The 23,508-nt window shown below is 62.9% G+C and carries 28 protein-coding genes and 1 pseudogene; 15 read left to right on the forward strand and 14 right to left on the reverse strand.

The window, feature by feature from the left end; all coding sequences use genetic code 11:
• Positions 1-9 precede the first annotated feature (9 nt).
• Positions 10-753, reverse strand: coding sequence for a 7-cyano-7-deazaguanine synthase QueC (queC, locus tag NEI07_RS13635; protein ID WP_256035238.1), 744 nt, complete (start codon positions 751-753; stop codon positions 10-12).
• A gap of 123 nt (positions 754-876) precedes the next feature.
• On the opposite strand from queC, the gene NEI07_RS13640 reads away from it, so the two are divergent.
• From NEI07_RS13640 to kdsA, 3 genes are read left to right on the forward strand one after another with little or no spacing between them, the layout of a single operon-like run.
• A complete protein-coding gene (locus tag NEI07_RS13640; protein ID WP_256035239.1) occupies positions 877-1,488 on the forward strand; it encodes a glutathione S-transferase family protein in 612 nt (203 codons plus the stop codon).
• On the forward strand, positions 1,489-2,133 hold the full coding sequence (locus NEI07_RS13645) for a uracil-DNA glycosylase family protein (protein ID WP_256035240.1): 645 nt from the start codon (positions 1,489-1,491) through the stop codon (positions 2,131-2,133).
• 13 nt (positions 2,134-2,146) lie between these two features.
• Positions 2,147-2,986, forward strand: a complete 840-nt coding sequence (gene kdsA, locus NEI07_RS13650; protein ID WP_256035241.1) for a 3-deoxy-8-phosphooctulonate synthase — start codon at positions 2,147-2,149, stop codon at positions 2,984-2,986.
• Between the two features lie 74 nt (positions 2,987-3,060).
• On the opposite strand, the gene NEI07_RS13655 is transcribed toward kdsA, so the two are convergent.
• From NEI07_RS13655 to NEI07_RS13670, 4 genes are all read right to left on the reverse strand, one after another.
• Complete coding sequence (locus tag NEI07_RS13655) at positions 3,061-3,411, reverse strand: hypothetical protein (RefSeq protein WP_256035242.1); 351 nt, start codon at positions 3,409-3,411, stop codon at positions 3,061-3,063.
• Positions 3,412-3,494: 83 nt separating this feature from the next.
• On the reverse strand, positions 3,495-4,184 hold the full coding sequence (locus NEI07_RS13660) for a Crp/Fnr family transcriptional regulator (protein ID WP_256035244.1): 690 nt from the start codon (positions 4,182-4,184) through the stop codon (positions 3,495-3,497).
• A 63-nt stretch (positions 4,185-4,247) separates the two neighbouring features.
• Positions 4,248-4,637, reverse strand: a complete 390-nt coding sequence (locus tag NEI07_RS13665) for a type II toxin-antitoxin system VapC family toxin (RefSeq protein ID WP_256035246.1) — start codon at positions 4,635-4,637, stop codon at positions 4,248-4,250.
• Positions 4,634-4,903 carry a type II toxin-antitoxin system Phd/YefM family antitoxin gene (locus tag NEI07_RS13670; RefSeq protein WP_256035247.1) on the reverse strand — a complete coding sequence of 90 codons (270 nt, stop codon included), beginning with the start codon at positions 4,901-4,903 and terminating at the stop codon, positions 4,634-4,636. The genes NEI07_RS13665 and NEI07_RS13670 overlap by 4 nt, the downstream gene beginning before the upstream one ends.
• A 122-nt stretch (positions 4,904-5,025) precedes the next feature.
• Between NEI07_RS13670 and NEI07_RS13675 the strand changes: the two genes are divergently transcribed.
• The gene (locus NEI07_RS13675) at positions 5,026-6,108 is read left to right on the forward strand and encodes a HoxN/HupN/NixA family nickel/cobalt transporter (protein WP_256035248.1); all 1,083 of its coding nucleotides are present in this window, start codon (positions 5,026-5,028) and stop codon (positions 6,106-6,108) included.
• Here NEI07_RS13675 and NEI07_RS13680 read toward each other — a convergent pair.
• The 3 genes from NEI07_RS13680 to NEI07_RS13690 all read right to left on the reverse strand — a co-directional run bounded on the left by NEI07_RS13680 (position 6,020) and on the right by NEI07_RS13690 (position 9,115).
• On the reverse strand, positions 6,020-7,282 hold the full coding sequence (locus tag NEI07_RS13680) for an adenylate/guanylate cyclase domain-containing protein (protein ID WP_256035249.1): 1,263 nt from the start codon (positions 7,280-7,282) through the stop codon (positions 6,020-6,022). The two genes, NEI07_RS13675 and NEI07_RS13680, sit on opposite strands and share 89 nt — an antisense overlap.
• Before the next feature lie 548 nt (positions 7,283-7,830).
• Positions 7,831-8,292 carry a preQ(1) synthase gene (queF, locus tag NEI07_RS13685; RefSeq protein WP_256035250.1) on the reverse strand — a complete coding sequence of 154 codons (462 nt, stop codon included), beginning with the start codon at positions 8,290-8,292 and terminating at the stop codon, positions 7,831-7,833.
• A 46-nt stretch (positions 8,293-8,338) separates the two neighbouring features.
• A complete protein-coding gene (locus tag NEI07_RS13690) occupies positions 8,339-9,115 on the reverse strand; it encodes a hypothetical protein (RefSeq protein WP_256035251.1) in 777 nt (258 codons plus the stop codon).
• Between the two features lie 240 nt (positions 9,116-9,355).
• Here NEI07_RS13690 and eno point away from each other — a divergent pair, with 240 nt between their 5' ends.
• The gene (gene eno, locus NEI07_RS13695; protein WP_256035252.1) at positions 9,356-10,639 is read left to right on the forward strand and encodes a phosphopyruvate hydratase; all 1,284 of its coding nucleotides are present in this window, start codon (positions 9,356-9,358) and stop codon (positions 10,637-10,639) included.
• A gap of 149 nt (positions 10,640-10,788) precedes the next feature.
• Entirely contained in the window at positions 10,789-13,497 is a 2,709-nt protein-coding gene (locus NEI07_RS13700) for a valine--tRNA ligase (protein ID WP_256035275.1), read from the forward strand.
• On the opposite strand, the gene NEI07_RS13705 is transcribed toward NEI07_RS13700, so the two are convergent.
• A complete protein-coding gene (locus NEI07_RS13705; RefSeq protein ID WP_256035276.1) occupies positions 13,494-14,231 on the reverse strand; it encodes a phosphodiester glycosidase family protein in 738 nt (245 codons plus the stop codon). The genes NEI07_RS13700 and NEI07_RS13705 overlap by 4 nt on opposite strands.
• Before the next feature lie 211 nt (positions 14,232-14,442).
• On the opposite strand from NEI07_RS13705, the gene ribB reads away from it, so the two are divergent.
• Positions 14,443-15,576 carry a 3,4-dihydroxy-2-butanone-4-phosphate synthase gene (gene ribB / locus NEI07_RS13710; protein WP_407659905.1) on the forward strand — a complete coding sequence of 378 codons (1,134 nt, stop codon included), beginning with the start codon at positions 14,443-14,445 and terminating at the stop codon, positions 15,574-15,576.
• Here ribB and NEI07_RS13715 read toward each other — a convergent pair.
• From NEI07_RS13715 to NEI07_RS13730, 4 genes are all read right to left on the reverse strand, one after another.
• Entirely contained in the window at positions 15,551-16,150 is a 600-nt protein-coding gene (locus tag NEI07_RS13715) for a hypothetical protein (RefSeq protein ID WP_256035254.1), read from the reverse strand. The two genes, ribB and NEI07_RS13715, sit on opposite strands and share 26 nt — an antisense overlap.
• 382 nt (positions 16,151-16,532) lie before the next feature.
• Positions 16,533-17,519: a tyrosine recombinase XerC gene (locus tag NEI07_RS13720; protein WP_256035255.1), complete on the reverse strand. Its 987-nt coding sequence runs from the start codon at positions 17,517-17,519 to the stop codon at positions 16,533-16,535.
• Between the two features lie 41 nt (positions 17,520-17,560).
• A complete protein-coding gene (locus NEI07_RS13725; protein WP_256035256.1) occupies positions 17,561-17,884 on the reverse strand; it encodes a DUF1476 domain-containing protein in 324 nt (107 codons plus the stop codon).
• Between the two features lie 28 nt (positions 17,885-17,912).
• Positions 17,913-18,053, reverse strand: coding sequence for a hypothetical protein (locus tag NEI07_RS13730; RefSeq protein WP_256035257.1), 141 nt, complete (start codon positions 18,051-18,053; stop codon positions 17,913-17,915).
• 97 nt (positions 18,054-18,150) lie between these two features.
• On the opposite strand from NEI07_RS13730, the gene NEI07_RS13735 reads away from it, so the two are divergent.
• The 5 genes from NEI07_RS13735 (at position 18,151) to purQ (ending at position 21,229) form a co-directional block, all read left to right on the forward strand.
• Positions 18,151-18,420 carry a hypothetical protein gene (locus NEI07_RS13735; RefSeq protein WP_256035258.1) on the forward strand — a complete coding sequence of 90 codons (270 nt, stop codon included), beginning with the start codon at positions 18,151-18,153 and terminating at the stop codon, positions 18,418-18,420.
• A 334-nt stretch (positions 18,421-18,754) separates the two neighbouring features.
• Positions 18,755-19,549 carry a phosphoribosylaminoimidazolesuccinocarboxamide synthase gene (gene purC, locus NEI07_RS13740; protein ID WP_014892432.1) on the forward strand — a complete coding sequence of 265 codons (795 nt, stop codon included), beginning with the start codon at positions 18,755-18,757 and terminating at the stop codon, positions 19,547-19,549.
• 19 nt (positions 19,550-19,568) lie between these two features.
• The gene (locus NEI07_RS13745) at positions 19,569-20,132 is read left to right on the forward strand and encodes a Uma2 family endonuclease (RefSeq protein ID WP_256035259.1); all 564 of its coding nucleotides are present in this window, start codon (positions 19,569-19,571) and stop codon (positions 20,130-20,132) included.
• A gap of 68 nt (positions 20,133-20,200) precedes the next feature.
• A complete protein-coding gene (gene purS, locus NEI07_RS13750) occupies positions 20,201-20,437 on the forward strand; it encodes a phosphoribosylformylglycinamidine synthase subunit PurS (protein WP_256035260.1) in 237 nt (78 codons plus the stop codon).
• Between the two features lie 102 nt (positions 20,438-20,539).
• A complete protein-coding gene (gene purQ / locus NEI07_RS13755) occupies positions 20,540-21,229 on the forward strand; it encodes a phosphoribosylformylglycinamidine synthase subunit PurQ (RefSeq protein ID WP_256035261.1) in 690 nt (229 codons plus the stop codon).
• A gap of 3 nt (positions 21,230-21,232) precedes the next feature.
• Here purQ and NEI07_RS13760 read toward each other — a convergent pair.
• Positions 21,233-21,933 (reverse strand): annotated as a pseudogene (locus NEI07_RS13760) (winged helix-turn-helix transcriptional regulator).
• A 57-nt stretch (positions 21,934-21,990) separates the two neighbouring features.
• On the opposite strand from NEI07_RS13760, the gene NEI07_RS13765 reads away from it, so the two are divergent.
• The 3 genes from NEI07_RS13765 to NEI07_RS13775 are packed head-to-tail and all read left to right on the forward strand — an operon-like array spanning position 21,991 to position 23,428.
• Positions 21,991-22,425: a VOC family protein gene (locus NEI07_RS13765; RefSeq protein ID WP_256035263.1), complete on the forward strand. Its 435-nt coding sequence runs from the start codon at positions 21,991-21,993 to the stop codon at positions 22,423-22,425.
• Entirely contained in the window at positions 22,422-22,778 is a 357-nt protein-coding gene (locus NEI07_RS13770) for a DUF1428 domain-containing protein (RefSeq protein ID WP_256035265.1), read from the forward strand. The genes NEI07_RS13765 and NEI07_RS13770 overlap by 4 nt, the downstream gene beginning before the upstream one ends.
• Positions 22,775-23,428 carry a glutathione S-transferase family protein gene (locus tag NEI07_RS13775; protein WP_256035267.1) on the forward strand — a complete coding sequence of 218 codons (654 nt, stop codon included), beginning with the start codon at positions 22,775-22,777 and terminating at the stop codon, positions 23,426-23,428. The genes NEI07_RS13770 and NEI07_RS13775 overlap by 4 nt, the downstream gene beginning before the upstream one ends.
• Positions 23,429-23,508: the final 80 nt, after the last annotated feature.

A 23,508-nucleotide genomic window follows, 5' to 3' on the forward strand; every position in this document is an offset into this window, starting at 1 on the left:
CTCGAAAAATCAGAAGGTCTCTGCCGCCGCGCGCGTCTGTCCGGCGCGATAGTTTTCCCAGCCATGCGCGCGCAGCTTGCAGGCCGGGCATTCGCCGCAGCCATAGCCCCAGTCGAAGCGGCGGCCCCTCTCGCCGAGATAGCAGGTGTGAGTTTCTTCGACGATGAGCCGCACCAGCGCTTCGCCGCCGAGCGATTCCGCCAGTCGCCAGGTCGCCGCCTTGTCGATCCACATCAGCGGCGTATGAATATTCATGCTGCGGTCCATGCCCAGGCCGAGCGCCTGCGCCATGGCGCGGATCGTCTGGTCGCGGCAATCGGGATAGCCCGAATAGTCCGTTTCGCACATGCCGCCGACGAGATCCGCGATGCCGCGACGATAGGCGAGCGCCGCGGCGAAGGTCAGAAACAGCAGATTGCGTCCCGGAACGAATGTGTTGGGAAGTCCGTCGGCGGCGAAGGCGATCTCGGCGTTCCGCGTCAACGCCGTCTCGGAAATCGCGCCGAGCGCTTCGATCGAAATCGTGCGATCTTCGCCAAGCCGCTCGGCCCACAGCGGCGAGAGGCGAATAAGCCCCTCGCGCAACCCGGCTCGGCGCGAGAGTTCGACGCGGTGGCGCTGGCCGTAATCGAAGCCGACCGTCTCCACGCGGTCGAAGCGTGACAGCGCCCAGGCAAGGCAGGTCGTGGAATCCTGCCCGCCGGAAAACAGCACGAGCGCGGCGGCATGTTGAGTCGGGAGATCGTTCGTCATCCGCTTAACTTAACTCATGGCTCTAAAGCTTCGAACCGCTGCTACGGGAATGCATTTTCGGAAAGTTTTCACGCCGCTATCGCCAATCGCAACACATCCCCTATCCACCGGAACGAGATCGACATGCTGCTTTATAATACGCCGCTCGCGCCCAATCCCAGACGCGTTCGCATCTTTCTGGCCGAGAAGAACGTCACGATCCCCATTCGCGACGTCAACCTTATTGCACAGGAGCACAAGAGCGAGGCCTATGGGCGGATTAACCCGCTCAACGAGGCGCCGGCGCTCGTTCTCGACGATGGCGCGACTCTCACCGAATCCGTCGCCATCTGCCGCTACATCGAGTCGCTTTACCCGGAGCCGCCCCTCCTTGGCCGCAACGCGCGCGAACAGGCCTTCATCGAGATGTGGCAGCGCCGGGTGGAATTCCGCCTGTTCATGCCGGTGGCGCTCGCCTTTCGCCACAGCCATCCGGCGCTGGCGCGGCTCGAATCGCCCCAAAAGCCGGAATTCGCCGAGCATCAGCGGCCGCGCGCGCAACAGATGATGCGTTTTCTCGACCAGGAGCTGGCGTCGCGGCGCTTCATGGCTTCCGACGATTTCACCATCGCCGACATCACCGCCATCGTCGCGATGGATCTGACAAAGGCCGCGCGAGTCGATATTCCCGAAGACTTGCCGCATCTTTCGCGCTGGCGCACGGAAGTTTCGGCGCGTCCGAGCGTCGTTCCCTAAATGAGCCGGCGGGTTTCAAGCCAGACTCTGGAAGAGATTGCGGCGCGCATCCGCGCCTGCCGCGTTTGCGCGGAAACGCCTGATGGCGCGATACTGCCGCATGAGCCGCGTCCCGTGCTGCGCGTTTCATCCAGCGCGCGGCTGCTGCTCGCAAGCCAGGCGCCCGGCAATCTCGTCAATCAGACCGGCGTTCCCTTCAACGATCCTTCTGGCGATCGGCTGCGCGACTGGATGGGCGTCGATCGCGAGACGTTCTACGATGTCTCGCGCATCGCCATCGTCCCGATGGGCTTCTGCTTTCCGGGTTACGACGCCGCCGGCGGCGACCTGCCGCCGCGTCCCGAATGTCGCCCGCGCTGGCACGACTCGCTGTTCGCAGCGCTGCCGCAGATCGAGACGGTCGTCGCGATCGGGCGCTATGCGCAGGACTATCATTTCGCCCGTCTCGGCCATGCTTTGCCGAGAGGCGCGAGCGTTTCGCAGATCGTCTCGCGCTGGCGAGACTTCCAGAATACGGCGCCGCTGATCTTTCCCCTCCCCCATCCGTCCTGGCGCAACAGCGGTTGGCTGAAGCGCAATCCCTGGTTCGAAGCCGAGGTCCTGCCGGCGCTGCGCGCCGAGGTCGCGCGGCTGATCCAAACGTGAGACAAGGCGCGCCGTGACGAGAGTTCTCATCGGAGATAGCGCGCGCCGGGTCGAGATCGGCAACGATTTGCCTTTGACGCTCATCGCCGGCCCCTGCGCGCTGGAGAGCCGCGATCTGGCGATCGAGATCGCCGGCGAACTCGCCGCGATCGGCGAGCGGCTGAAGATCGGCGTCGTCTTCAAAGCGTCCTTCGACAAGGCGAACCGCACCAGCGGCAATGCCCCGCGCGGCGTCGGCCTCGACGCCGCCCTGCCGATCTTTGCTGAAATCACGGAAAAGACCGGCCTCCCGATAACGGCCGACGTGCATGAGAATTGGCAATGCGCGCGCGTCGCCGAGGTCGTTGACCTCTTGCAGATTCCCGCCTTCCTCTGCCGCCAGACCGATCTCATCGTCGCGGCGGCGAAAACCGGACGGCCCGTCAACATCAAGAAGGGGCAGTTTCTTGCGCCGTGGGACATGATCCACGCCGTCGAGAAAGCGCGTGAGGCCGGCGCCGCCGGCGTGCTCGTCACCGAGCGCGGGACGAGCTTCGGCTATAATGCGCTTGTCGCGGACATGCGCGCCCTGCCGATCCTGAAGGAGACCACCGGCGCGCCTGTCGTCTTCGACGCCACGCATGCCGTGCAGCAGCCGGGCGGGCGCGGCGCGTCATCGGGCGGCGAGCGGCGTTTTGTTGCAACGCTCGCCCGCGCGGCGGTCGCCATCGGCGTCGCCGGGCTTTTCGTCGAGACGCATCCCGATCCGGGCGCGGCGATCTCGGACGGCGCGACGCAAGTCCCGCTTGGCGAGCTCGAAACGATGGTCAAGGCGCTGATGGCGTTCGACCGTCTGGCGAAAATGCCCGTCTGAAGCGAGGCGGAGCAATTCCTATGCGCCTCTCATTCCTCCGACAGGCCGAAGGCCTGATCGGGAGGGCGTCGGCGTTAATTCGCCTCCGCATAATCCGTCAGCCAGCCGACGGCGATGATGACAAGGCCCATTCCGGCGAAAAAGGCGAAGGCCGGCTTGACGCTGAAAATATCTGGAAGAAAAGCGACGGCGATGAGCGCCGGGCCGACGATCCTCTCGACCCAGCCGTGGAGCGTGAACGCCAGCCGCCGAAACACGCCGAGCGGAAATCTTGTCACGAGCGTCATCGCCAGATGCACGCCCGCGAGCAGCCAGGCGAGCTTCGCCGGCAGGCCGCCGAAGCCAAGCACGGCTGGCGCGGCCAGGAAAATCAACACCGTCAGATAGTCCAGATATCCATGCAGGCGCGCCGTGAGTGGTTTCATTGTGGTTTCTCCGCGTTGGCGGCGCGGATTGGCCGCCTTCTCCTCTCGTTAGGGCGCGGGGCGGAGCCGGTCTGTCATCTTGATCACAGATCGCCGCCTTTTTCTTTCGCAAGTGACTGCAGCGCGAAATGATTGACGCAGATAAGGTCGCGCCGATAGTCGAGCGCCCCCCGGCGCCTCAAACCGTTCATGATCCGGGTCACGACGGGCCGGCTCGCATGGACGAGGTCGGCGATATCCTGCTGCGTGAGCCTGATCTCGAGCGAATAGCCATGCGGGCAAGGCGCGCCGAAAGCGAGCGCAAGCTCCCCCAGCGTTTCGATCAACCGCGCGGCGACCGCTTTTGTCTGGCGGTCGATCAGCCTGCGCTCGGCGCGTTCCCGCGACGCCTCCAGTCCGGCGCTGAGGAAGCCCGAGAACGACGGGCTGTTCGCGACGAGACGGTTCACGTCCGAAGGGGCGATCATCAAAACGCGCGCGTCGCCGATGGCGTTCGCGCTGTGCGCCGATGCTCTTCCCGGCGAAATGCGGCCGAAGAGATCGCCCGCGCCCGCGATGGCGAGCGTGATCTGCGCGCCGCTTTCCGCGACATGAGAAAGCCTGACGACGCCCCGCATCAAACAATAGAGAAAGCCCGGCTCCTCGCCTTGGCGATACAGCGTTTCGCCGTCGGAGAACTTCGCTTCCCGCAGCGAAGGCGCGCAGAGCCGCCACGCGGCGATATTCTCTTCCGACAGCATGTCGTTCCCCGGCGCTTCCGCCTGACCGCGCATCCTATCAAAATCGAAGCTGCGTAAACCAAATTGCTCAAGAGACCGTCTGGCGACGGCGGTCCGCTAAGCCTTGCGCGCAGCCAACGGATGGTCGAGAAGCGCGCGATCAACGGTCAGGAGGCGCACCGCCTCGATTTTGCATTGCGCCAGCAACAGGCGATCAAACGGGTCGCGCGTAGTCGGCTCAGGTTCGACCGCGACGAGCGCATGCCGCGCGTTAATCGAGAGGACCTCGATCCCCATCGCTTCCAGCAGTTCTGGAAGCGTCTCAAGATTTATCGCCAGTTCAAGTTTGCCCAGCCGCCACTTGATGGCGATCTCCCAAAGACTCGCGACGCTGACCAGAAATTCCGCATCTTCATTCTTCAGCAAAGACTGCACGTGCGATCCGAACTCGGCGACACGGTTTTCAATTAACGCCAGCAGAATATGCGTGTCGAGCAGCAGCCTCATGCATCATCCGGCAGCGGGCGCAACAGGAAATCTTCCGGCAAGGGAGCGTCAAAATCCTCAGCAATGAATGTGAAGATGGACTGGACGCCGTGTCGTTTCTTGAACGCATCGACGGCGTCGAGCCGCAAACCGCGTTTTGGATGATGTGGAACCAGATCGAACACCGGTTTCCCATTCCGCGTCACGACGATCGTTTCGCCCTTCTCGACCTGTCGAGCAAGTTCGGTCAGGCGATTTTTGGCGTCTTTGATCGAAACAGTCGTCATGGGGCATGATAGTGGCTACTTATAGCCACTTGGTCAAGCGCTCGTCCCCTGCCGCTGGCTAACGTATGAACTTTCATAATTAAGCGATTACGCTAGAATGTCGCATTGCTCAGGCGGGGGTCATGGCGCTCAATCCTTTCGATGACCAAGGCGACAATTTCAAAGCCAAGGCTGCGGCGACCTATGGCGTGATCATCGCGGCCAATGTTTTCGCCTGGACCTGGGCGTGGACGGCCTTCTCCGATCGACCGGGTTTGATGGGGGCGGCCGTTCTGGCCTTTATGTTCGGGCTTCGCCACGCCTTCGACGCCGATCACATCGCCGCCATCGACAATGTCGTCCGCAAATTGATGCAGGACGGCAAGACGCCCTATTCGGTCGGATTCTTCTTCTCGCTGGGCCACTCCACCTTCGTCGCGCTCGCTTCGGTCATGATGGCGGCGGCGGCCGCGGCCATGCAGGGCCAGGCCCACGACTTTGAGGCCTTCGGCGGCGCCATCGGCACGATGGCGTCAGCTTCGTTCCTCATCGTCATCGGCCTCGCAAACCTGCTCCTGCTCAGAGGAATCTGGTCGGCCTACACCCGCGCCAAACGTGGCGAACCGGTCCTCGAAGAGGACCTCGACCGTCTGCTCAACGGGCGAGGTTTATTCACCCGGGTTTTCCGCCCGCTGTTCCGCTTTGTTTCGCGGTCATGGCACATGTACGTCGTTGGATTTCTGTTGGGACTGGGCTTCGACACGGCGACGGAGATCGGCCTGCTCGGCATTTCGGCGGCGCAGGCCGCGCAAGGCATGTCATTTTCGACAATTCTGGTCTTTCCGGCGCTGTTCACCGCCGGCATGTCCTTGATGGACACCACGGACAGCCTCGTGATGACCGGAGCCTACGGCTGGGCGTTTGACGATCCGCTGAGGAAACTTTGGTACAATCTGGTCATGACCGCGATGTCGGTGATCGTCGCCATTTTCATCGGCGGCATCGAAGCGCTCGGCTTGATCGGCGATAAGCTCGGCTTCGAAGGCGGTGTTTGGCGCCTCGTTCAAGGGCTTAACGACAATCTTGCCAATTTCGGCTTTGCGATCGCCGCGATCCTGATCGCGAGCTGGATCATCTCTATGCTCTTCTATCGAAGCCAGGGACAAATGAAGGCGTATCGCGGCGCAGTCGGGATGGACTATCGGGCGCGGCGCCAGGAGTCGTGAACTCCAAAATTCCCGGCATCTGGGTCTTTTTGCCGATCAGGAAGAATGAGCGCGTCGCCTCTTTGCCTTTTAATTCGACGGTCCCACCGTCCACTAATACGTAATCGTCGCTGAGACGCACCTTCACCGCTTCGGACACATGGATTTTGTCGGGCTGAGAGGTCGATTCGAATCGGCTGGCGACATTCACGACATCACCCCAGAGATCGTAGGAAAATCGTTTTTTCCCCACGACGCCGGCCGCCACCGTGCCGGTGTGCACGCCCATGCGCATCTGGAGCGGGTAAGGAACTCCTTCGGCAAAACTCGCAATGAAACTTTGCGCGTCTAAAGCGAATTCCGCGATATGCTGGCAGTGCAAGGGATCCCGGTTTGGAACTCCGCCGACCACCATGTAGCTGTCACCAATCGTCTTGATTTTTTCGACGCCGTGCTTTTCGACAAGTTCGTCGAATTTCTCGAACAGGACATTGAGCATGTTGACGGTGGCATGCGGACCAAGCTTTGCCGAGAGCCCGGTAAATCCGACGATATCGGAGAAAAACACCGTAACCTCAGGGAAAACTTCCGCGATCGTCTCCTCGCCGCCACGCAGTCTTTCGGCGATCGCGGCAGGAAGAATATTGTGGAGCAGCTTTTCCGAACGCGAGCGTTCGATCTCGAGGTCCGACAAGGCTTTGCCCGAAAGCTTGATCTTGTCTTCGAGCTTGTCGAAAGCGACGTTCAGATTCGCAGCCATCGTGTTGACGGTGGTGGCGAGTTCGCTGATCTCGTCGCTTCCGAAGACCGAGGCCTGAGCCGCCAGGTTTCCCGAGCCAATCTCGCGAACGACCGACATGAGGTGCGACGCTCGAACCGCGAAGCGATTTCGCAAAAAAATCAGGGACAAAACAACCACGCCAAACAAGCCGATATTCAAGTAAGAGTTGGCTTCAAACAATTGGTTGGCGAACGCCTGTTCTTGCGAAATTCGCCCCGAATATCTGCGCCGAATCAAGTTCTGCATCTGCGCGATTCTCAGAGTCAGATCTCCGTTGAGCTTGCGGTATTCGTCGCTAAACAACAGCTTTGTCGCTAAAGCGCGATCAGGCTTGCCCTTGCGTGAATAGGTTCCAGCGCCGTCATCGAATTCGCCATCCACCGCATGCATTGCGGCGCGTTCGATCGCGACCACTTTCTCCAAAAAGCTTCGCGCTTCCTTAAGCTTGTTCAATTCATGCGCGGTGACATTTTGGCTTAGGAAGCGCTCTTCGATGGAAACTGCGCCCTCGCTTTTCTTCTCGGGCGGCGGAATGATTCCGCCATTCACGAGGTCCCAATAGCCAGAATCATAGTCTTTCGGTCGAGCGACTTTGCCATTTAGTATGTCTTCGATCGTGTTGTACCACTCAACTCGTCTCGGATCGTTGCTGGAGATGTAACCTCGCGCAAAGCGAGTCTGCCACTGCGAGGAAAAAACCAAATCCTCAGCAAGCGTGGTCAAGGATTGCAATTCGCGGTGCGATGTTTCCAGATCCTTCTGAGCGTTTTTCAGAAAGACGCCCAGCGCCAGATTGCCGCCGGCGAGAGCAACGAGCAGCAGGAAGAAGATCGTGAAAAACGTCCGAAGCTTCATCGTCTCTGGGCCCCGCGATCGGACGGTCTCTTGCTCAAGAGACCGCTGTGACCCATAGGTGATTTACTGGCGGGCGCACAAGGTCAGACTTTGGAGCGCCCAAACGCCTAACCTCGCCCCCGGTAAGGCGGCACGCCCTGGTCAGGAAGCCACAGCCCCTCGGGCGGGGCGCCGGTCTGCCAGAAGACGTCGATCGGCATGCCGCCGCGCGGATACCAATAGCCGCCGATGCGCAGCCATTTCGGCGTCATCGCCGCAACGAGATCGCGCGCGATCCGCAGCGTGCAGTCTTCGTGAAAGGCGCCGTGGTTTCGGAAACTTCCGAGATACAGCTTCAAGGCCTTCGACTCGACCAGCCATTCGGCGGGGACATAGTCGATGACGATATGTGCGAAGTCCGGTTGGCCGGTCACCGGGCAAAGCGAGGTGAACTCGGGCGCGGAGAAGCGCACGAGATAGGTGGCGTCCTTGTGAGGATTGGGCACGAGATCGAGTTCGGCCTCGTCCGGCGAAGCCGGCAGCGCGGCTGTGCGGCCGAGCAGCGCGGCGCCCTTATGCGTTTTGGTCATGCGCGTAACAAAGGCGCGATCGCCGCCGCGTCAAGCGCCAAACGGCTCACGGGTCGCGGGAGTCCGGGCATTCTCCCGCGCGCAGGGTGATCGGATGCGCCGACATCCAGCCCGAGAGAAAGCGATTCTCGGGGCTCTCCAGCGCCTTCAGCATTTCGACGCGCACCATTTCGAGCCATTTCTCGCGCCTGTCCGGCGTGTTCATCTCCGCCGGCACGGCGAACTCGAGGGCCTTTACGGCGAATTGATACGGCATGGTGTTCCAAAGGGCCACGCCGCCGCGCTCGAGCATCGCCGAGACCTCTTTTTCGGGGATATGCGCGATCTGCTCCTGTTCCGGGATCGGCACAACGCCCGGCATGCCGCTTTTTGGCGCAGCGATCGCCACGCCATTGCGATAAAAGCGATTTTGCTTCACGCCGCTGCGCGCCGCGATCAGATTGCCGCCGATCACGAAGCTGGCGCCTGTGCTGTCGAGCGCGCATTTCAACGTCCGGTCGAAACAATGGCCGGCGCCGACCATCAGGGCGCTACATCCGGCCTCGACCCAGCGCGCCAGAGTTTCCGGCTTTATGTCGAGCACATAGGCGAGGCCAGGCATGTCCTCGTGCTGATATTCGCACCGCTGCACGAGGCTCGCCGGCCAGCCGAGAAAATCTTCCTGCGCCGGCGCGCAATTGCCTCGGACGGGAGATTTCTCCAAAGTCGCCTTCGCGGCGGCGACATGCTCCGGCGACTGAGCCCAGGCGCCGGCCGGACTCCAAAGCCCCAAGCAAAGGCTGAAAACAACGCCGTGCGCGAATCGCATTGTGCTTAGGGCCATCCGAACCTCCCGCCGACCGTCGCGCTTGGCGGCGAACGCCCGCTCATTAATCAAGCTCAAGGATAGGGAGGGCCCCTCCCCAGTCAACGAATTTCGCTGGCGCGCCGTCGCCGCGGCGCAGCACAGGTCCCATAAAAGCGGGTAGCGGAAGCAGAACCTTTTTGCGGCTGAGGCTTTTCGGGACCGCGCAATAGGTCTAAGAAGTCGCGCCGCTCCGCGCCGCATCATGAAGAGGCATCCATGACCGAGATCGTCGACATCCACGCCCGCGAAATTCTGGATTCTCGCGGGAACCCGACCGTCGAGGTCGACGTCACCCTGGAGGACGGATCTTCTGGACGGGCGGCGGTGCCGTCCGGCGCCTCGACCGGCGCGCATGAAGCGGTGGAAAAGCGCGATGGCGACGCGTCGCGCTATCTGGGCAAGGGCGTGCTCACGGCGGTCGACAATGTCAATGACGAAATCGCCGGCGCGCTGCTCGGCTTCGAAGCTGAGGATCAGGTCGCCCTCGACGAGGCGATGATCAACCTCGATGGGACGCCGAATAAGGCGCGGCTCGGCGCCAACGCCATTCTCGGCGTGTCGCTCGCGGTCGCCAAGGCGGCGGCCGAGGCCTCGGCGCTGCCGCTCTATCGCTATGTCGGCGGCGTGCAGGCGCGGGTGCTGCCGACCCCGATGATGAATATCGTCAATGGCGGCGTGCATGCCGACAATCCGATCGACTTCCAGGAATTCATGATCATGCCGACCGGCGCGCCCAACGTGCGCGACGCCATCCGTTGGGGCGCGGAGATTTTCCACACGCTCAAGGCGGCGCTCAAGAAAGCCGGCCTCAGCACCTCGGTCGGCGATGAGGGCGGCTTCGCGCCCAACCTCCCCTCCGCCGAAGCGGCGCTCGACTTCATCATGAAGGCCATCGAAACCGCCGGCTTCAAGCCGGGGGTCGACGTCCACCTCGCCTCCGACTGCGCCGCGACGGAATTCTTCAAGGACGGCAAATATGTCTATGAAGGCGAGGGCGTGACGCGCTCGATCGACGAGCAGGTCGCCTATCTCGCCAAGCTCGCCAGCGCCTATCCGATCGTGTCGATCGAGGACGGCATGGCCGAAGACGATTGGGAGGGCTGGAAGAAGCTCACCGACGCGATCGGCGACAAAGTTCAGCTCGTCGGCGACGATCTTTTCGTCACCAATGTGACGCGCTTGACGCGCGGCATCGAGGGCGGAATCGCCAATTCGCTGCTCGTCAAAGTCAATCAGATCGGCACGCTGACCGAAACGCTCGCTTCGGTCGAGACCGCGCATCGCGCCGGCTACACCACCGTCTTCTCGCATCGCTCCGGCGAAACCGAGGATTCGACCATCGCCGATCTCGTCGTCGCGACGAACAGCGGCCAGATCAAGACCGGCTCGCTCGCCCGTTCCGACCGCACCGCCAAATACAACCAGCTCATCCGCATCGAGGAGGAGCTGGGCGACGCGGCGATCTACGCCGGCAAAGGCGCGCTCAAGGCGCTGGCGTAACCCCCTCCCCTACCCTCCCCCGCTTCGCGGGAGAGGGAGTAGATTCGAGCCTTCACTGACGTGCGACGAAACGCCGATCGTTAGCGTCCCCTCTCCCGCGAAGCGGGGGAGGGACAGGGTGGGGGCCAAAAGGCTCCTGCCCGATGACCATGGAAAAAACCTTCGCTCCCGCCTCAATTGAATCGCGCATTCGCGACGCGTGGGAAGAGGCGCAAGCCTTTCGCGCCGGACGGCCCGAACGCGCGCCGGCGGCGCCCTATTCCATCGTCATTCCGCCGCCGAACGTCACCGGCAGCCTGCATATGGGCCATGCGCTCAACAATACGCTGCAGGACATTCTCGTGCGCTACCGGCGCATGAAGGGCGACGACGTGTTGTGGCAGCCGGGCACCGACCATGCCGGCATCGCGACGCAGATGGTCGTCGAGCGCCAGCTCATGGAGCGCCAGGAACATCGCCGCGAACTCGGACGCGAGAAATTCGTCGAGCGCGTCTGGGAATGGAAGGCGGAGTCAGGCGGCAAGATCGTCGAGCAGCTGAAGCGGCTCGGCGCCAGTTGCGACTGGTCGCGCGAACGATTCACGCTCGATGAAGGCCTGTCGCGCGCCGTCGTCAAAGTCTTCGTGCAGCTCTATCGCGACGGCCTGCTCTACAAGGACAAGCGCCTCGTCAATTGGGACCCGGCGCTGCACACCGCGATCTCCGATCTCGAAGTGCTGCAGCAGGAAGTAAAGGGCCATCTGTGGCGCTTCAAATATCCGATCGTTGACGACGCTGGGGAAGAGACCGGCGAATTTATCGTCGTCGCGACGACGCGGCCCGAGACGATGCTCGGGGACACGGCGGTCGCCGTGCATCCGGAAGACGAACGCTACACGGCGTTGGTCGGCAAGCGCGTGCGTCTGCCGCTCGTCGGCAGGCTGATCCCGATCGTCGCCGACGAATATTCCGATCCCGAGAAGGGCACCGGCGCGGTGAAAATCACCCCGGCGCATGACTTCAACGATTTCGAGGTCGGCAAGCGGCATGGGCTGCGGCTCGTCAACGTGCTCGACCCGCAAGCGCAGATGACGCTTGCCGCCAATGCTGACTTTCACGAAGGCGTCGACCCCTCTCCCGAACTTGCGGCGACGGTCTCCGCCCTCGACGGGCTCGACCGTTTCGCGGCGCGCAAGCGCGTCGTCGAAATGATGGAGGAACGCGAACTCCTCGATGGCGTCGACGACCATAAGCACATGGTCCCGCATGGCGACCGCTCGGGCGCGGTGCTCGAACCGCGGCTCACCGATCAATGGTATGTGGACGCCAAGACCCTGGCGCAGCCGGCGCTCAAAGCCGTGCGCGAGGGCCGCACCACTTTCGTGCCGAAGAATTGGGAGAAGACCTATTTCGAGTGGCTGGAGAACATCCAGCCCTGGTGCGTGTCGCGTCAGCTGTGGTGGGGCCATCGCATCCCAGCCTGGTATGACGAGGACGGCAACGCCTATGTCGAAGAGACGGAAGAAGCGGCGCTTGTCGCGGCGCGCGCCAAGCTCGGCGATGGCGTGACGCTCACGCGCGACGAAGACGTGCTCGACACCTGGTTTTCCTCGGCGCTCTGGCCCTTCTCGACTCTCGGCTGGCCGGAGAAGACGCCCGAGCTTTCGCGCTACTATCCGACGAGCGCTCTCGTCACCGGCTTCGACATCATCTTCTTCTGGGTCGCCCGCATGATGATGATGGGCCTCTATTTCATGGACGAGGTTCCCTTCCGCGACGTCTATATCCACGCGCTCGTTCGCGACGAGAAGGGCGCGAAGATGAGTAAGTCGAAGGGCAATGTCATCGACCCGCTGCGCCTCATCGACGAATATGGCGCCGACGCGCTGCGCTTCACGCTCGCGGCGATGGCGGCGCAGGGACGCGACATCAAACTCTCCACGCAGCGTGTCGAGGGCTATCGCAATTTCGCGACGAAGCTGTGGAACGCCTCGCGTTTCGCCGAGATCAACGGCTGCGCGCGCGTTGCGGGCTACGACCCGCGCGCCAATAAGATCACGCTGAACCGCTGGATCGTCGGAGAGGCCGCGCGCACGATCGCGGACGTGAGCGCGGCGATCGAGGCCTATCGCTTCAATGACGCGGCGAACGCCGTCTATCGCTTTGTCTGGAGCGTCTTCTGCGACTGGTATGTCGAACTCGCGAAACCGCTGCTGCAAGGCGCCGATGGGGCGGAAAAGGACGAGACGCGCGCGACGACCGCCTTCGTTCTCGACCAAATCTATGCGCTGCTGCACCCGTTCATGCCCTTCCTCACCGAGGAGCTTTGGGCGATCAAGGGCGCGGACGGTCCCAAGCGCGAAACGATGCTGGCGCTCGCCGCCTGGCCGTCGCTCGAAGGACTCGAAGATGCGGACGCCGAAAGCGAAATCGGCTGGGTCGTCGACCTCATCTCCGAAGTTCGCTCGCTGCGTGCGGAAATGAATTTGACCAGCGAGACCGAGCTGCTGCTGATCGGCGCAGACGACGCGCTGAAAGCGCGCGCGACGCGCTGGGACGAGACGATCCGCAAGCTCGCGCGCCTCTCGCATATCGGCTTCGCTGAGGCGGCGCCAAAGAGCAGCGCGCAAATCATCGTTCGCGGCGGCGTCGCCGCCATGCCTCTAGAGGGCGTGATCGATCTTGGCGCCGAAAGGGCGCGGCTGGCGAAAGAGATCGGCAAGCTCGAAGGCGAGTTGAAGAAGCTCGACGCCAAACTCGCCAATGAGGGCTTCCTCGCCAAGGCCGAAGAAGAGGTGATCGACGAGCATCGCGAGCGGCGCGAAGAGACGGCGGCGCGCGTCGAAAAGCTGAATGCGGCGCTTCTCCGACTAAGCTAGCGGTTCGCCTTCTCGACGACCCCTAGGAGCGGCCCCATGGTCGGCGCGAAACGGTCGTGACGCGAGAGCGACGGCGCATAGAGCGCCGACGCCGAGCCGCCATCGAGAAACAGCGCGTCGGGGCAATGCAGGCGATCGCGAAACAGCAGCGCGAACTCATGAAACGTCACCGGCCGGTTGGAGATCGCGAAGCGCATGGTATGGCTGTCTTGGACGCAGACGCCGTTGCGAAATTTCTGCGACATGCCGTCCCCATGAATGCGGGGATGAATGCGTCCGCCAATCACGAGCATCGGCCCCGATTGGGTCGCGAACTGCGCGCGCTGCGGGCTTTTTAAGTAGCGCGCCGTTTCGGTCACGCCGGCGCGCGACCCGTCGATCCAGAACACGCCATTGGGCTTCAGATGGAAATTGCCGGCGCCGGCGCGCGTATTGGCGCCGTTGAGCGTGCGGCCGTTTTCGACATAAAGGCCGACCGGCGTGCGGTCTTCCGCATACATGCCGGCGTTCATCGCAAAAACGAGCGTTTCGCCCTTATTCGCCAGTCCGTCCGCGAGCCGCGCGAAGGAGCCATAGATTTCGCCTTTCTCGTCGCGCAGAAAAAGCCGAATGTCGCTCTTGCGCGCATCGAAGTCGCACACTGTGTAGGCGGCGCCGCCCTCCTCGATATCGGCGCAGGGGTTCGCGTTTGCGGCGCCGGGCGGCGTGAGGAGCGCCATCGCCGCCGCGAGCATCCGCAGGAAGCTTGAGAACGCTTGCTTATTCGTACCCCAGTCGAGCAACGAACCCTCCCTCCTTCTTCGCCTTAACCCGCAATGTCATTCCCAACAGGCCGCAGGCCTGATCTCGCATCCTAGATTCCCGATCGCGCTTCGCGCGTCGGGAATGACAATTGCGAAAGCTGCGTAGCCGCCCGTTTGAAACGTCGCCGCGGCAAGGCTAGATATGCGACGCAGGCGCCGCAAGCGGCGGGTTCTGGAGATCTCATTGTCCCATTCCATCACTGAAGCCGTCGAGGCCGTGGCTAGAGGCGAGATCGTCGTCGTCACCGATGACGACGATCGCGAAAACGAAGGCGACCTCGTTGTCGCCGCGTCGCTCTGCACGCCCGATAAAATGGCCTTTATCATCCGCCATACGAGCGGGATCGTCTGCGCGCCGCTCACGCTCGAGGAGGCGCGCCGTCTGCATCTTGCGCCCATGGTCGCGGAAAACGACGCGCCGCTCGCGACAGCCTTCACCGTCACCGTCGACGCGCGCCACGGGCTCACCACCGGCATTTCCGCCGAGCAGCGCTGCAATACGGTGCGCGCGCTCGCCAATGGCAATATGGGCGCGGCCGACTTCGTGCGGCCCGGCCATGTCTTCCCGCTGATCGCCAAGGACGGCGGGGTGCTGATGCGCTCCGGACATACGGAAGCCGCCGTCGATCTGTGCAAGCTTGCCGGCCTGCCGCCGGTCGGCGTCATTTGCGAACTCGCCAATGACGACGGCACGGTGATGACCGGCCGCCAGATCGAGGAATTCGCGCGCGCGCATAATCTCAAACTCGTGTCGGTTTCGGACCTCATCGCGTTCCGCCAGGCGCGCGAAAAGCTCGTCGAACGCGTCGCGACGTTCCCGGTCGACACGGAGGCGGGGGCAATGATCGGCCACGCCTATGTGACGCCATTCGACAGCGTGCAGCACTTCGCCTTCGTTCTGGGCGCGATCGGCGACGGGCGCGACGTGCCGACGAGACTGCATCGCGCCGACATTATCTCCGATGTGATGTGCGGCGCGCCGACGATCAAGAAGACGTTGCATCGCTTTGCGCGCGAAGGGCGCGGCGTGCTCGTCTATCTGCGCGACGGCGCGGCGGGCGTCCCGGCGAATATTGTCGGACGCCAAGGAGGACAAGAGGCAAACGCCGAGGAAACGCGCAAGCGGCAATGGCTCGACGTCGGTCTCGGCGCGCAGATTTTGAAAGACCTCGGCGTTTCGTCGATCCGCCTGCGCTCCTCGTCGTCAAAGCCCCGCGCCTTCGTCGGGCTCTCGGGCTTTGGAATCGAAATTAGCGCGGTGGAGCCGGTGGAGTGAGCGGCTTTCTCAGCCGCCAGACGAGGACGGCGAAACCGAGAAGGAAAAGCGAGGCGACGACGGCGAGGAGAAGGCCCGACTCGGCGGCGGCGATGACGAAGAAAATATGTTCGCCTTCATGCGCCACGCCGTCCGGCTTCCGAATGCTCACGGCGACGACATATTTGCCGTCCTCGGAAAAATCATAATCGAGGGAGAGCGACGCGACGCCATGCGCCCGATAGGTTTTTAAAAGTTCGGGCGTCTTGAGGTCGTTTCTCGCCCAATAGAGCCGGGCCTCGATGTCGAGGTCCTTGATGTCCTCGAATTGCGGCGGACGCGTCGGATCGTCCTCGCGCCCGGCAATCTCGATATTCAAATGGGTCGGACCGAAGCTGGGGATTTCCCGGTAATAGCGCTGCGCCGTTCCCTCTTCGTAGGTTTGGGTCGCGAAAAAACCCGTGAGATAGGGGCCGACCGCGAAAACGCCCTTGCAGGCGTCGCCCTTGCAGACGTCCGGCGCGGCGGCGCTCGCCATTAGGCCGGCACCGGCGAAAAAGGCGATCAGCGCGACGATCAGCGCCCGGCTGAACATTGGAATTTCCTCTCGCCGCCCGAATAGGCGCCCTTGGCGCATAGCGCGTCGACCTTTCACCCTCCCCTCGAGGGGGAGGGTCGGCGCGAAGCGCCGGGGTGGGGTGGAGCCACTCCGCAAAAGATTGTCTTTAAGCGCACGGCTCGACGCGCGTCTATCGACGGATTCATCCGAGCTGTCTCCCCACCCCGCATTGCTTCGCAATGCGACCCTCCCCCTCAAGGGGAGGGTGAGGTTACGCCTTTCTCTGGAAGAGGCGTATCAATGAAGCTTGATGAACAACTGGCTGAGCAGCGTTCCATTCCGTTTGCGCGATTTTACCCTCCCCTCAAGGGGAGGGTGAAATTCGCGGCTCCTCAGGGCTTTCACGCGGCCTTCAGTTTCACTTCGCGCGCGGATGCGCCGAGCGATAAGCGTCGAGGAGTCGCGTCTTGTCGACGGCGGTATAAATCTGCGTCGTCGAGAGCGAGGCGTGGCCGAGCAATTCCTGGATCGTGCGCAGATCGCCCCCGCGACCTAAGAGATGCGTCGCGAACGAATGGCGCAGCGCATGCGGCGTCGCGCTCTCGGGCAGGCCGAGCGCCCCGCGCAGGCGTTGGACGGCGAGCTGGATGATGCGCGGCGAGAGCGGCCCGCCGCGCGCGCCCACAAACAGCGGCCCGCCGGCGAGATCATAGGGACAGAGCGCGAGATAGGCTTCGATCGCCGCGCGCACCGACGCGATGACCGGCACGGTCCGGCTCTTGCCGCCCTTCCCCAGGATCGTGACCCGATCGGCGGCGCCGACCGGCGCCTCGGCGCTCCCGATCGACAGCGCCTCGGAAATTCGCAGGCCGGCGCCGTAGAGCAGCGCCAGCACGGCGGCGTCCCGAGCGATCACCCAGGGCTCCCGCGCCTCGCCCGCTCTCTGTTCGGGGTCCACGACGTCGCGGGCGTCGGGCACGGTGAGCGCCTTGGGGAGGCTACGCGGACGCTTGGGCGGACGCACCGCGCCAAAGACGTCCGTGCGGGCGAGGCCCTTCTTCTCGATGAACCGCAGAAAATTGCGCATGGCGGCGAGCGCCCGCAACAGCGAACGGCTTTCCAAGCCGTCGCGGCGACGCTTGGCCATAAAGGCGCGTAGGTCGGCGGGTTGGAGAGACTTAAGCGCGCCGGCGTCGGGCGGCTCGCCAGTATGATGCGCCAAAAATCCCAAAAAAGTAGCGAGGTCTCGGCCATAGGCCTCGACCGTGTGCCGGGAGGCGCGCCGCTCGCCGGCAAGATAGCGCAACCATAGCGCCGCTTCCTCGGCGATCGCCGGCGCCGCCTGAAAATAGGAGGCGTCGGGAAGCGGCTTCTGTCGGGGCGCTCTCAGGGGCGAATCGCGCATAAGCGACGATCGCCCAAGAAGATGAATAAAGGCGAACGGGGCTATTCGCCCGACTTGATCTCGGCCTTCGCCTTCGTCAGCATCTCGTCCATGGTGCGGCGGATCTGATGCTCGGACTGGTTCACGCCCGCCGCCTCAAAATCCTTCTTGACCAAAGCCACGACCCGCTCATCGGCGTCGGCGGCGACTTCCACTGCGACCAAGGCGTCCGCGTAGGCCTGCGCTTCGGCGCCCGTCTTGCCGAGCTTTTCGGCCGCCCAGAGGCCAAGCAGCTTGTTGCGGCGCGCTTCGGCGCGAAACTGCAGCTCCTCATCATGGACAAAGCGTTTCTCGAAGGAATCTTCGCGCTGGTCGAAAGTGCTCATGTCCATCCTCGGCCGGGTTGTTCTTAAATCAGGGCTCGGCGATCATGCGCCGCATCGGCGTGGGCTCGATATATGCGTATTCGCGCGCAAAGCCAATGCCGGAAAGCGTGGTCCCGGCCGCGACGAAATCGCCCCACGCCCGCTGCGGCGCCAGCGCCGGCGCGGGCATGGCCGCGCGGTGCGCCGAATTGGAAAAGCGCGCTTAGTCGGCTATTTGTCGAGGCGTAGAGTTTTCCGTCCGGCGATCGGACACAGAGGTGCGCTTCATGACGAAATTTGCATGCGCTATTTTATTCGCCTTGGCCTTTGCGAGCCCGGCCTTCGCCCAGAAAATGACGAGCGACGACCTCAAATGGATCAATCAATGCATCAGCGATAACAAAGGCGAGGAAGGCGGGACGCCCGCCATTATCCGCGCCTATTGCATATGCATGAACGAGAAGATGGACGACAACGAAACCCGGTCCGTCACTCAGTGGGAAAAGGCCAATCCCGAGGCCCGGCAGGACTGCGAAAAGCAGGCCGGCTGGAAATAGCGTAAACGCCAAGGCCGCTTCTGTTTGCGCCATGAGCGTCGCAGGGGCGAGCGCGCGGCGTGTCCAAAAAATTTGGCCGCCAAGATGCTCGAATTACGGGCGCCGGCGGGTGCGAGAGGAACCAACGCGGCGACGGCGCCGCTGGGCCGCCGCCCTCTCAGTTTCATTGTATCGTCTATCCCTTTGCGATAGAGTGCCCCGTCGGCTTGTCACTGGCCGCCAAAGACGCTAGGACCGCCGGTGCTCGCGGCGGGGCGCACGCCCGCCGCCGCTCCCTCAGAGCCGCCCAAAAGCCGGCATGCGTTCACACTTCGGAGGAGCGACGACCCGCCAGATGGACTTCCTCAAGCCCCGGTTGATCCCAATGAACCGCCGACGCCGCATCTACGAGGGCAAGGCCAAGGTCCTCTATGAGGGCCCGGAGCCCGGCACTTTGATTCAGCACTTCAAGGACGACGCCACGGCCTTCAACGCGAAGAAACACGAGGTGATCGACGGGAAGGGCGTGCTCAACAACCGGATCTCCGAATATATCTTCCAGCATTTGAACAGCATCGGCGTGCCGACCCACTTCATCCGCCGGCTGAACATGCGCGAGCAGCTCATCCGCGAGGTGGAAATCATCCCGCTCGAAGTCGTCGTGCGCAATGTCGCGGCCGGCTCGCTGGCCAAGCGCCTCGGCATGGAAGAGGGCACGCAACTGCCCCGCTCCATCATCGAATTCTACTATAAGAACGACGCGCTCGACGACCCGATGGTGTCCGAGGAGCATATCACCGCCTTCGGCTGGGCGACTCCCCAGGAGATCGACGACGTCATGGCGCTCGCCATCCGCGTTAACGACTTCCTGTCGGGGCTCTTCCTCGGCGTCGGCATCCGCCTCGTCGACTTCAAGATGGAATGCGGTCGGCTCTGGGAAGGCGACATGATGCGAATCGTCGTCGCCGACGAGATTTCGCCCGACAGCTGCCGGCTGTGGGACATCAAGTCGAACGACAAGCTCGACAAGGATCGCTTCCGCCGCGACTTGGGCGGGCTGGTCGAGGCTTATACCGAAGTCGCGCGCCGTCTCGGCATCATGCAGGAAAACGAGACGATCCGCACCGGCGCGCCGAAGCTCGTTCAGTAGGAAATCCCAAAGGGCCGCCATGGGCGTTCCTCATCTCGATTCAGGTCCGATGCGCGCGGAGGAATTCTTCGCGTTCACGGCCACGCGTCCCGACGACGAAAAATGGGAGCTGATCGAAGGGGAGCCGGTCTTGAATGCGTCGGCAAGCTTTCTTCACCAGATAATTGCAAGCAATTTGATCGTATCGCTCGGCCGATTCGCCCGGGAAACTGATGCAATTTGGGCGGTAGTGCCTGGCATCGGCGTTCGTATCTCCCCCATGAGCGTCCCCGTGCCCGATGTGCTCGTTCGTCCGCAGACGGCCACGGGAGTCGAGTGCGACGACATGATCATCGCCTTCGAGATACTTTCGCCGTCGACCGCCGACTATGATCTGCGGTGGAAGCGAAAGGCCTACGCCTCCCTGCCCTCGCTCCTACAATATGTCGTGATCGCGCAAGACGCGGTTGAAGTCGTGTCCTTCGATCGCGCCAATGAGTTCTCGGAGCGCCGATTGGAGACGGTAGAGAGCGCGCTCGACCTGCCCGTCATCGGCGCCTGCATGAACTTGCGCGATATCTACCGCGGCACGGGTCTGCTCTAGAGCGCCGGCTTGCGCTTCGCGCGTCGAGCCAGTAACCGTTCCGCCATCTTCTGAACTTGGAACAGCGCATGAAAGCCCGCGTCGTCGTCACCCTCAAATCCGGCGTCCTCGATCCGCAAGGCAAGGCGATCGAGGGGGCGCTGAAGTCGCTCGGCGTCGAAGGCGTCGCGAGCGTGCGGCAAGGCAAGGTGTTCGACGTGGAGCTCGCCGGGGCCGACGCCAGCGCCGCCAAGGCGCAGTTGCAAGCCGCCTGCGAGAAGCTGCTCGCCAATACGGTGATCGAGAATTACCAGATCGATGTGTGAGGCGATCGAGGGCAGTTGGGCTTTGGCAGTCGGCAATCGGAAGCGCGCCGACCTGCCGACTGCCGATCTGCCGACTGCCCACCTGCCGCCTAGGACACGCCCATGAAAGCCGCCGTCGTCGTCTTCCCCGGCTCCAATCGCGAAAGCGACATGGCTCGCGCCTTGACGCAGGCGACTGGACGCCCGCCGTCGATGCTGTGGCACGCCGACCATGAACTCCCCGCCGGAACTGACCTTGTCGTGTTGCCCGGAGGCTTTTCCTACGGCGATTATCTGCGCTGCGGCGCGATCGCTGGGCGCGCCGCCATCATGGACGCGGTGCGCGCGCACGCCGCGCGCGGCGGACTGGTGCTGGGCGTGTGCAACGGCTTCCAGATTCTTTGCGAGAGCGGACTTCTGCCGGGCGTGCTGATGCGTAACGCCAATCTGCGTTTCGTCTGCCGGATGCAGCATCTCAGGGTCGAACGCAACGACACCGCCTTCACGCGCCATTACGCCAAGGGCCAGACGATCGAAGTCTGCGTCGCGCATGGCGAGGGCAATTACGAAGCCGACGACGCCACGATCGACCGGCTTGAGGGCGAGGGTCTCGTCGCCTTCCGCTATTGCGACTCCGCCGGCAATGTCGGCGGCGACGCCAATCCCAACGGCTCGCGCAACGATATCGCCGGCATCTATTCGAACGGGCGCAATGTGCTCGGCCTGATGCCGCATCCCGAAAATCTCATCGACGCGCTCGTCGGCGGAACCGACGGCCGCGGGCTTTTCGAGAGCCTCGCCAGCGCGGCGTGATCCTCACGCTTTTGGCGGCAGGGGAAAGAGTCCGGTAAAGCGTTCCGCGAGCGTGCGATCGCCCTCGATCGCGAGCGCCTTCTTCTCTTCGAGCGCCGCGAGCGGCGCACCGCCATAGACCGCCGCGGCGATCGCCGTCGCCGGCCCGGCGAAGATGACGTCGGCGCCATCCAACGATTGCCGCGCGGCGTCGCATGCGCCGCCATGGATATGCACGAGGAACGTCTGGTCGCCGATGCGAAACCCGATGCGCGCGTTCAGTCCCTTCGCCCTGCTCGCGTCGAACATCGTCTTGAACGACAGCATCAGCGAGGCCGCGCTTAGCGGCAGCGTCGGGTCGTGGCGCGGCGAGCGCGCCGCCCAGCGGCCGAGGACGCCCAACGCCGGCTCGATCTCATAGCCCCAGGGCGTCAATTCATAGACATGGCTTGCCGCCGGCGGCGGCAGCTTGCGCCGGCGCAGCGCGCCGATTTCCTCCAGCCGCTCCAGCCGCTGCGTCAGCACATTGGCGCTGATTCCGGGAAGGTCGGCGCGCAGGTCGCTGAATCTTTTCGGGCCGAACATCAGTTCGCGCATCACCAGCAGCGCCCAGCGTTCCCCAATCAGATCAAGCGCATGGGCGGCGCCGCAAGCGTCGTCGTAATGGCGCGCGGAAGGGTGTCTGCTCATCGCCCGCGCTTTTTAGTTATTTTTTCTAACTTCATTGTTGCATTTTATAACTTATGCGGTAGCTTCGGCAACAACTGGTTTGAGGAGCGTCCATGTCCAAGCTTATTTTCATCAATCTTCCGGTCGCCGATCTGCCCAAGGCGACCGCTTTCTATGAGTCGATCGGGGCCTGGAAGAACCCGCAGTTCTCCGACCACACCGCCGCTTGCCTGGTTTTCTCCGACGCGATTCACGCGATGCTTTTGACGCATGAGAAGTTTCGGCAGTTCACGACGAAGCAGATCGCTGATGCGCGCACGAGCGCCGAAGTTCTGATCTGCATTTCCGCCGACAGCCGCGCCGACGTCGACGCCATGGTCGAGAAGGCGACGCGCGCCGGCGGCGCGCCGGATCCGACGCCGACGCAGGATTTCGGCTTCATGTATGGCCGCAGCTTCGAAGATCTCGACGGTCATATCTGGGAGATTATGTGGATGGACGCCGAGGCGGCGTCAAAGGCATGCCAGCAAGAAGGAGCGGCGCAATGAGCTATGTCGACGGTTTCGTGATTCCCGTGCCCGTGGGCAAGAAGGAAGATTACCATCAGGCCGCCGCGCAGATGTGGCCCATCATGAAGGAATGGGGCGCGCTACGCGTCGTCGAATGTTGGGGCGACGACGTGCCCGACGGCAAAGTCACCGACTTCAAACGCGCCGTCGCCGCCGAGGGCGGCGAAAACGTCGTATTCTCATGGGTCCTATGGCCGTCCAAAGACGTGCGCGACGCGGCGCACAAGAAAATGCGCGAAGATCCGCGCATGAAGGACATGCCGATGCCATTCGACGGCAAGCGCATGATCTTCGGCGGATTCAGTGTCCTGCTCGACGAAAGCGCGTCATGACGCTCACGCTCTATGGCCACCCGTTTTCGTCCTACACGCAAAAGGCGCTGATTGCGCTTTACGAGAACGACACGGCTTTCCAGTTTCGCTCGCTCGAAGACAAGCAGGCGGCAGCGGAATGGGCCGCGCTTTGGCCGATCAAACGCTTTCCGCTTCTCCTCGACGATGACCGCAGCATTATGGAAGCCAGCGTCATCGTCGAATATCTGGACCTGCGCCATCCTGGCCGAGCCACGCTCGTGCCACGCGATGCGCATGCGGCGGTCGATGTCCGTTTCATGGATCGGTTCTTTGACAATTACGTCATGACGCCGATGCAAAAGATCGTGTTTGATCGTCTGCGCCCGGAAGGAGATCGAGATTCACATGGAGTTGCTGAAGCGCGTCGGGCGCTGGAAAAGGCATATGGCTGGCTAAACGAAAAGATGCGAAATCGTGAATGGGCGGCGGGAGAGGACTTCTCTCTCGCCGATTGCGCAGCGGCGCCAGCGCTGTTTTACGCCGATTGGTCTCACCCGATAGACGAGGCGATGGCGAATGTTATCGCATATCGCCGTCGTCTCCTCAGTCGCCCCTCCTTCGCGAGAGCCGTCGACGAAGCAAGACCTTATCGCGCTTATTTCCCTCTCGGCGCGCCGGACCGGGACTGACGCCGCCCACTCATCGCCGCGCCGCGCGCGCGACGTTCCACAGCGCGCGCTCGGCCTCCATTTGCGCCACGCCGGCGTTG

Source organism: Methylocystis suflitae (genome assembly GCF_024448135.1).
In the GTDB taxonomy this organism is placed as follows: domain Bacteria; phylum Pseudomonadota; class Alphaproteobacteria; order Rhizobiales; family Beijerinckiaceae; genus Methylocystis; species Methylocystis suflitae.

Bases quoted from the DNA above. Each gene is read 5' to 3' on its own strand.
- NEI07_RS13725 (WP_256035256.1), bottom strand. From the start codon at position 17,884: ATGAGCACTTTCGACCAGCGCGAAGATTCCTTCGAGAAACGCTTTGTC.
- NEI07_RS13705 (WP_256035276.1), bottom strand. From the start codon at position 14,231: ATGCTCGCGGCGGCGATGGCGCTCCTCACGCCGCCCGGCGCCGCAAAC.
- NEI07_RS13775 (WP_256035267.1), top strand. From the start codon at position 22,775: ATGACGCTCACGCTCTATGGCCACCCGTTTTCGTCCTACACGCAAAAG.
- NEI07_RS13720 (WP_256035255.1), bottom strand. From the start codon at position 17,519: ATGCGCGATTCGCCCCTGAGAGCGCCCCGACAGAAGCCGCTTCCCGAC.
- NEI07_RS13670 (WP_256035247.1), bottom strand. From the start codon at position 4,903: ATGACGACTGTTTCGATCAAAGACGCCAAAAATCGCCTGACCGAACTT.
- queF (WP_256035250.1), bottom strand. From the start codon at position 8,292: ATGACCAAAACGCATAAGGGCGCCGCGCTGCTCGGCCGCACAGCCGCG.
- NEI07_RS13690 (WP_256035251.1), bottom strand. From the start codon at position 9,115: ATGGCCCTAAGCACAATGCGATTCGCGCACGGCGTTGTTTTCAGCCTT.
- NEI07_RS13640 (WP_256035239.1), top strand. From the start codon at position 877: ATGCTGCTTTATAATACGCCGCTCGCGCCCAATCCCAGACGCGTTCGC.
- NEI07_RS13735 (WP_256035258.1), top strand. From the start codon at position 18,151: ATGACGAAATTTGCATGCGCTATTTTATTCGCCTTGGCCTTTGCGAGC.
- NEI07_RS13655 (WP_256035242.1), bottom strand. From the start codon at position 3,411: ATGAAACCACTCACGGCGCGCCTGCATGGATATCTGGACTATCTGACG.
- queC (WP_256035238.1), bottom strand. From the start codon at position 753: ATGACGAACGATCTCCCGACTCAACATGCCGCCGCGCTCGTGCTGTTT.
- purQ (WP_256035261.1), top strand. From the start codon at position 20,540: ATGAAAGCCGCCGTCGTCGTCTTCCCCGGCTCCAATCGCGAAAGCGAC.
- NEI07_RS13675 (WP_256035248.1), top strand. From the start codon at position 5,026: ATGGCGCTCAATCCTTTCGATGACCAAGGCGACAATTTCAAAGCCAAG.
- purS (WP_256035260.1), top strand. From the start codon at position 20,201: ATGAAAGCCCGCGTCGTCGTCACCCTCAAATCCGGCGTCCTCGATCCG.
- NEI07_RS13665 (WP_256035246.1), bottom strand. From the start codon at position 4,637: ATGAGGCTGCTGCTCGACACGCATATTCTGCTGGCGTTAATTGAAAAC.
- eno (WP_256035252.1), top strand. From the start codon at position 9,356: ATGACCGAGATCGTCGACATCCACGCCCGCGAAATTCTGGATTCTCGC.
- NEI07_RS13700 (WP_256035275.1), top strand. From the start codon at position 10,789: ATGGAAAAAACCTTCGCTCCCGCCTCAATTGAATCGCGCATTCGCGAC.
- NEI07_RS13660 (WP_256035244.1), bottom strand. From the start codon at position 4,184: ATGCGCGGTCAGGCGGAAGCGCCGGGGAACGACATGCTGTCGGAAGAG.
- purC (WP_014892432.1), top strand. From the start codon at position 18,755: ATGGACTTCCTCAAGCCCCGGTTGATCCCAATGAACCGCCGACGCCGC.
- NEI07_RS13765 (WP_256035263.1), top strand. From the start codon at position 21,991: ATGTCCAAGCTTATTTTCATCAATCTTCCGGTCGCCGATCTGCCCAAG.
- NEI07_RS13730 (WP_256035257.1), bottom strand. From the start codon at position 18,053: ATGCCCGCGCCGGCGCTGGCGCCGCAGCGGGCGTGGGGCGATTTCGTC.
- NEI07_RS13645 (WP_256035240.1), top strand. From the start codon at position 1,489: ATGAGCCGGCGGGTTTCAAGCCAGACTCTGGAAGAGATTGCGGCGCGC.
- NEI07_RS13770 (WP_256035265.1), top strand. From the start codon at position 22,422: ATGAGCTATGTCGACGGTTTCGTGATTCCCGTGCCCGTGGGCAAGAAG.
- ribB (WP_407659905.1), top strand. From the start codon at position 14,443: ATGCGACGCAGGCGCCGCAAGCGGCGGGTTCTGGAGATCTCATTGTCC.
- NEI07_RS13745 (WP_256035259.1), top strand. From the start codon at position 19,569: ATGGGCGTTCCTCATCTCGATTCAGGTCCGATGCGCGCGGAGGAATTC.
- NEI07_RS13715 (WP_256035254.1), bottom strand. From the start codon at position 16,150: ATGTTCAGCCGGGCGCTGATCGTCGCGCTGATCGCCTTTTTCGCCGGT.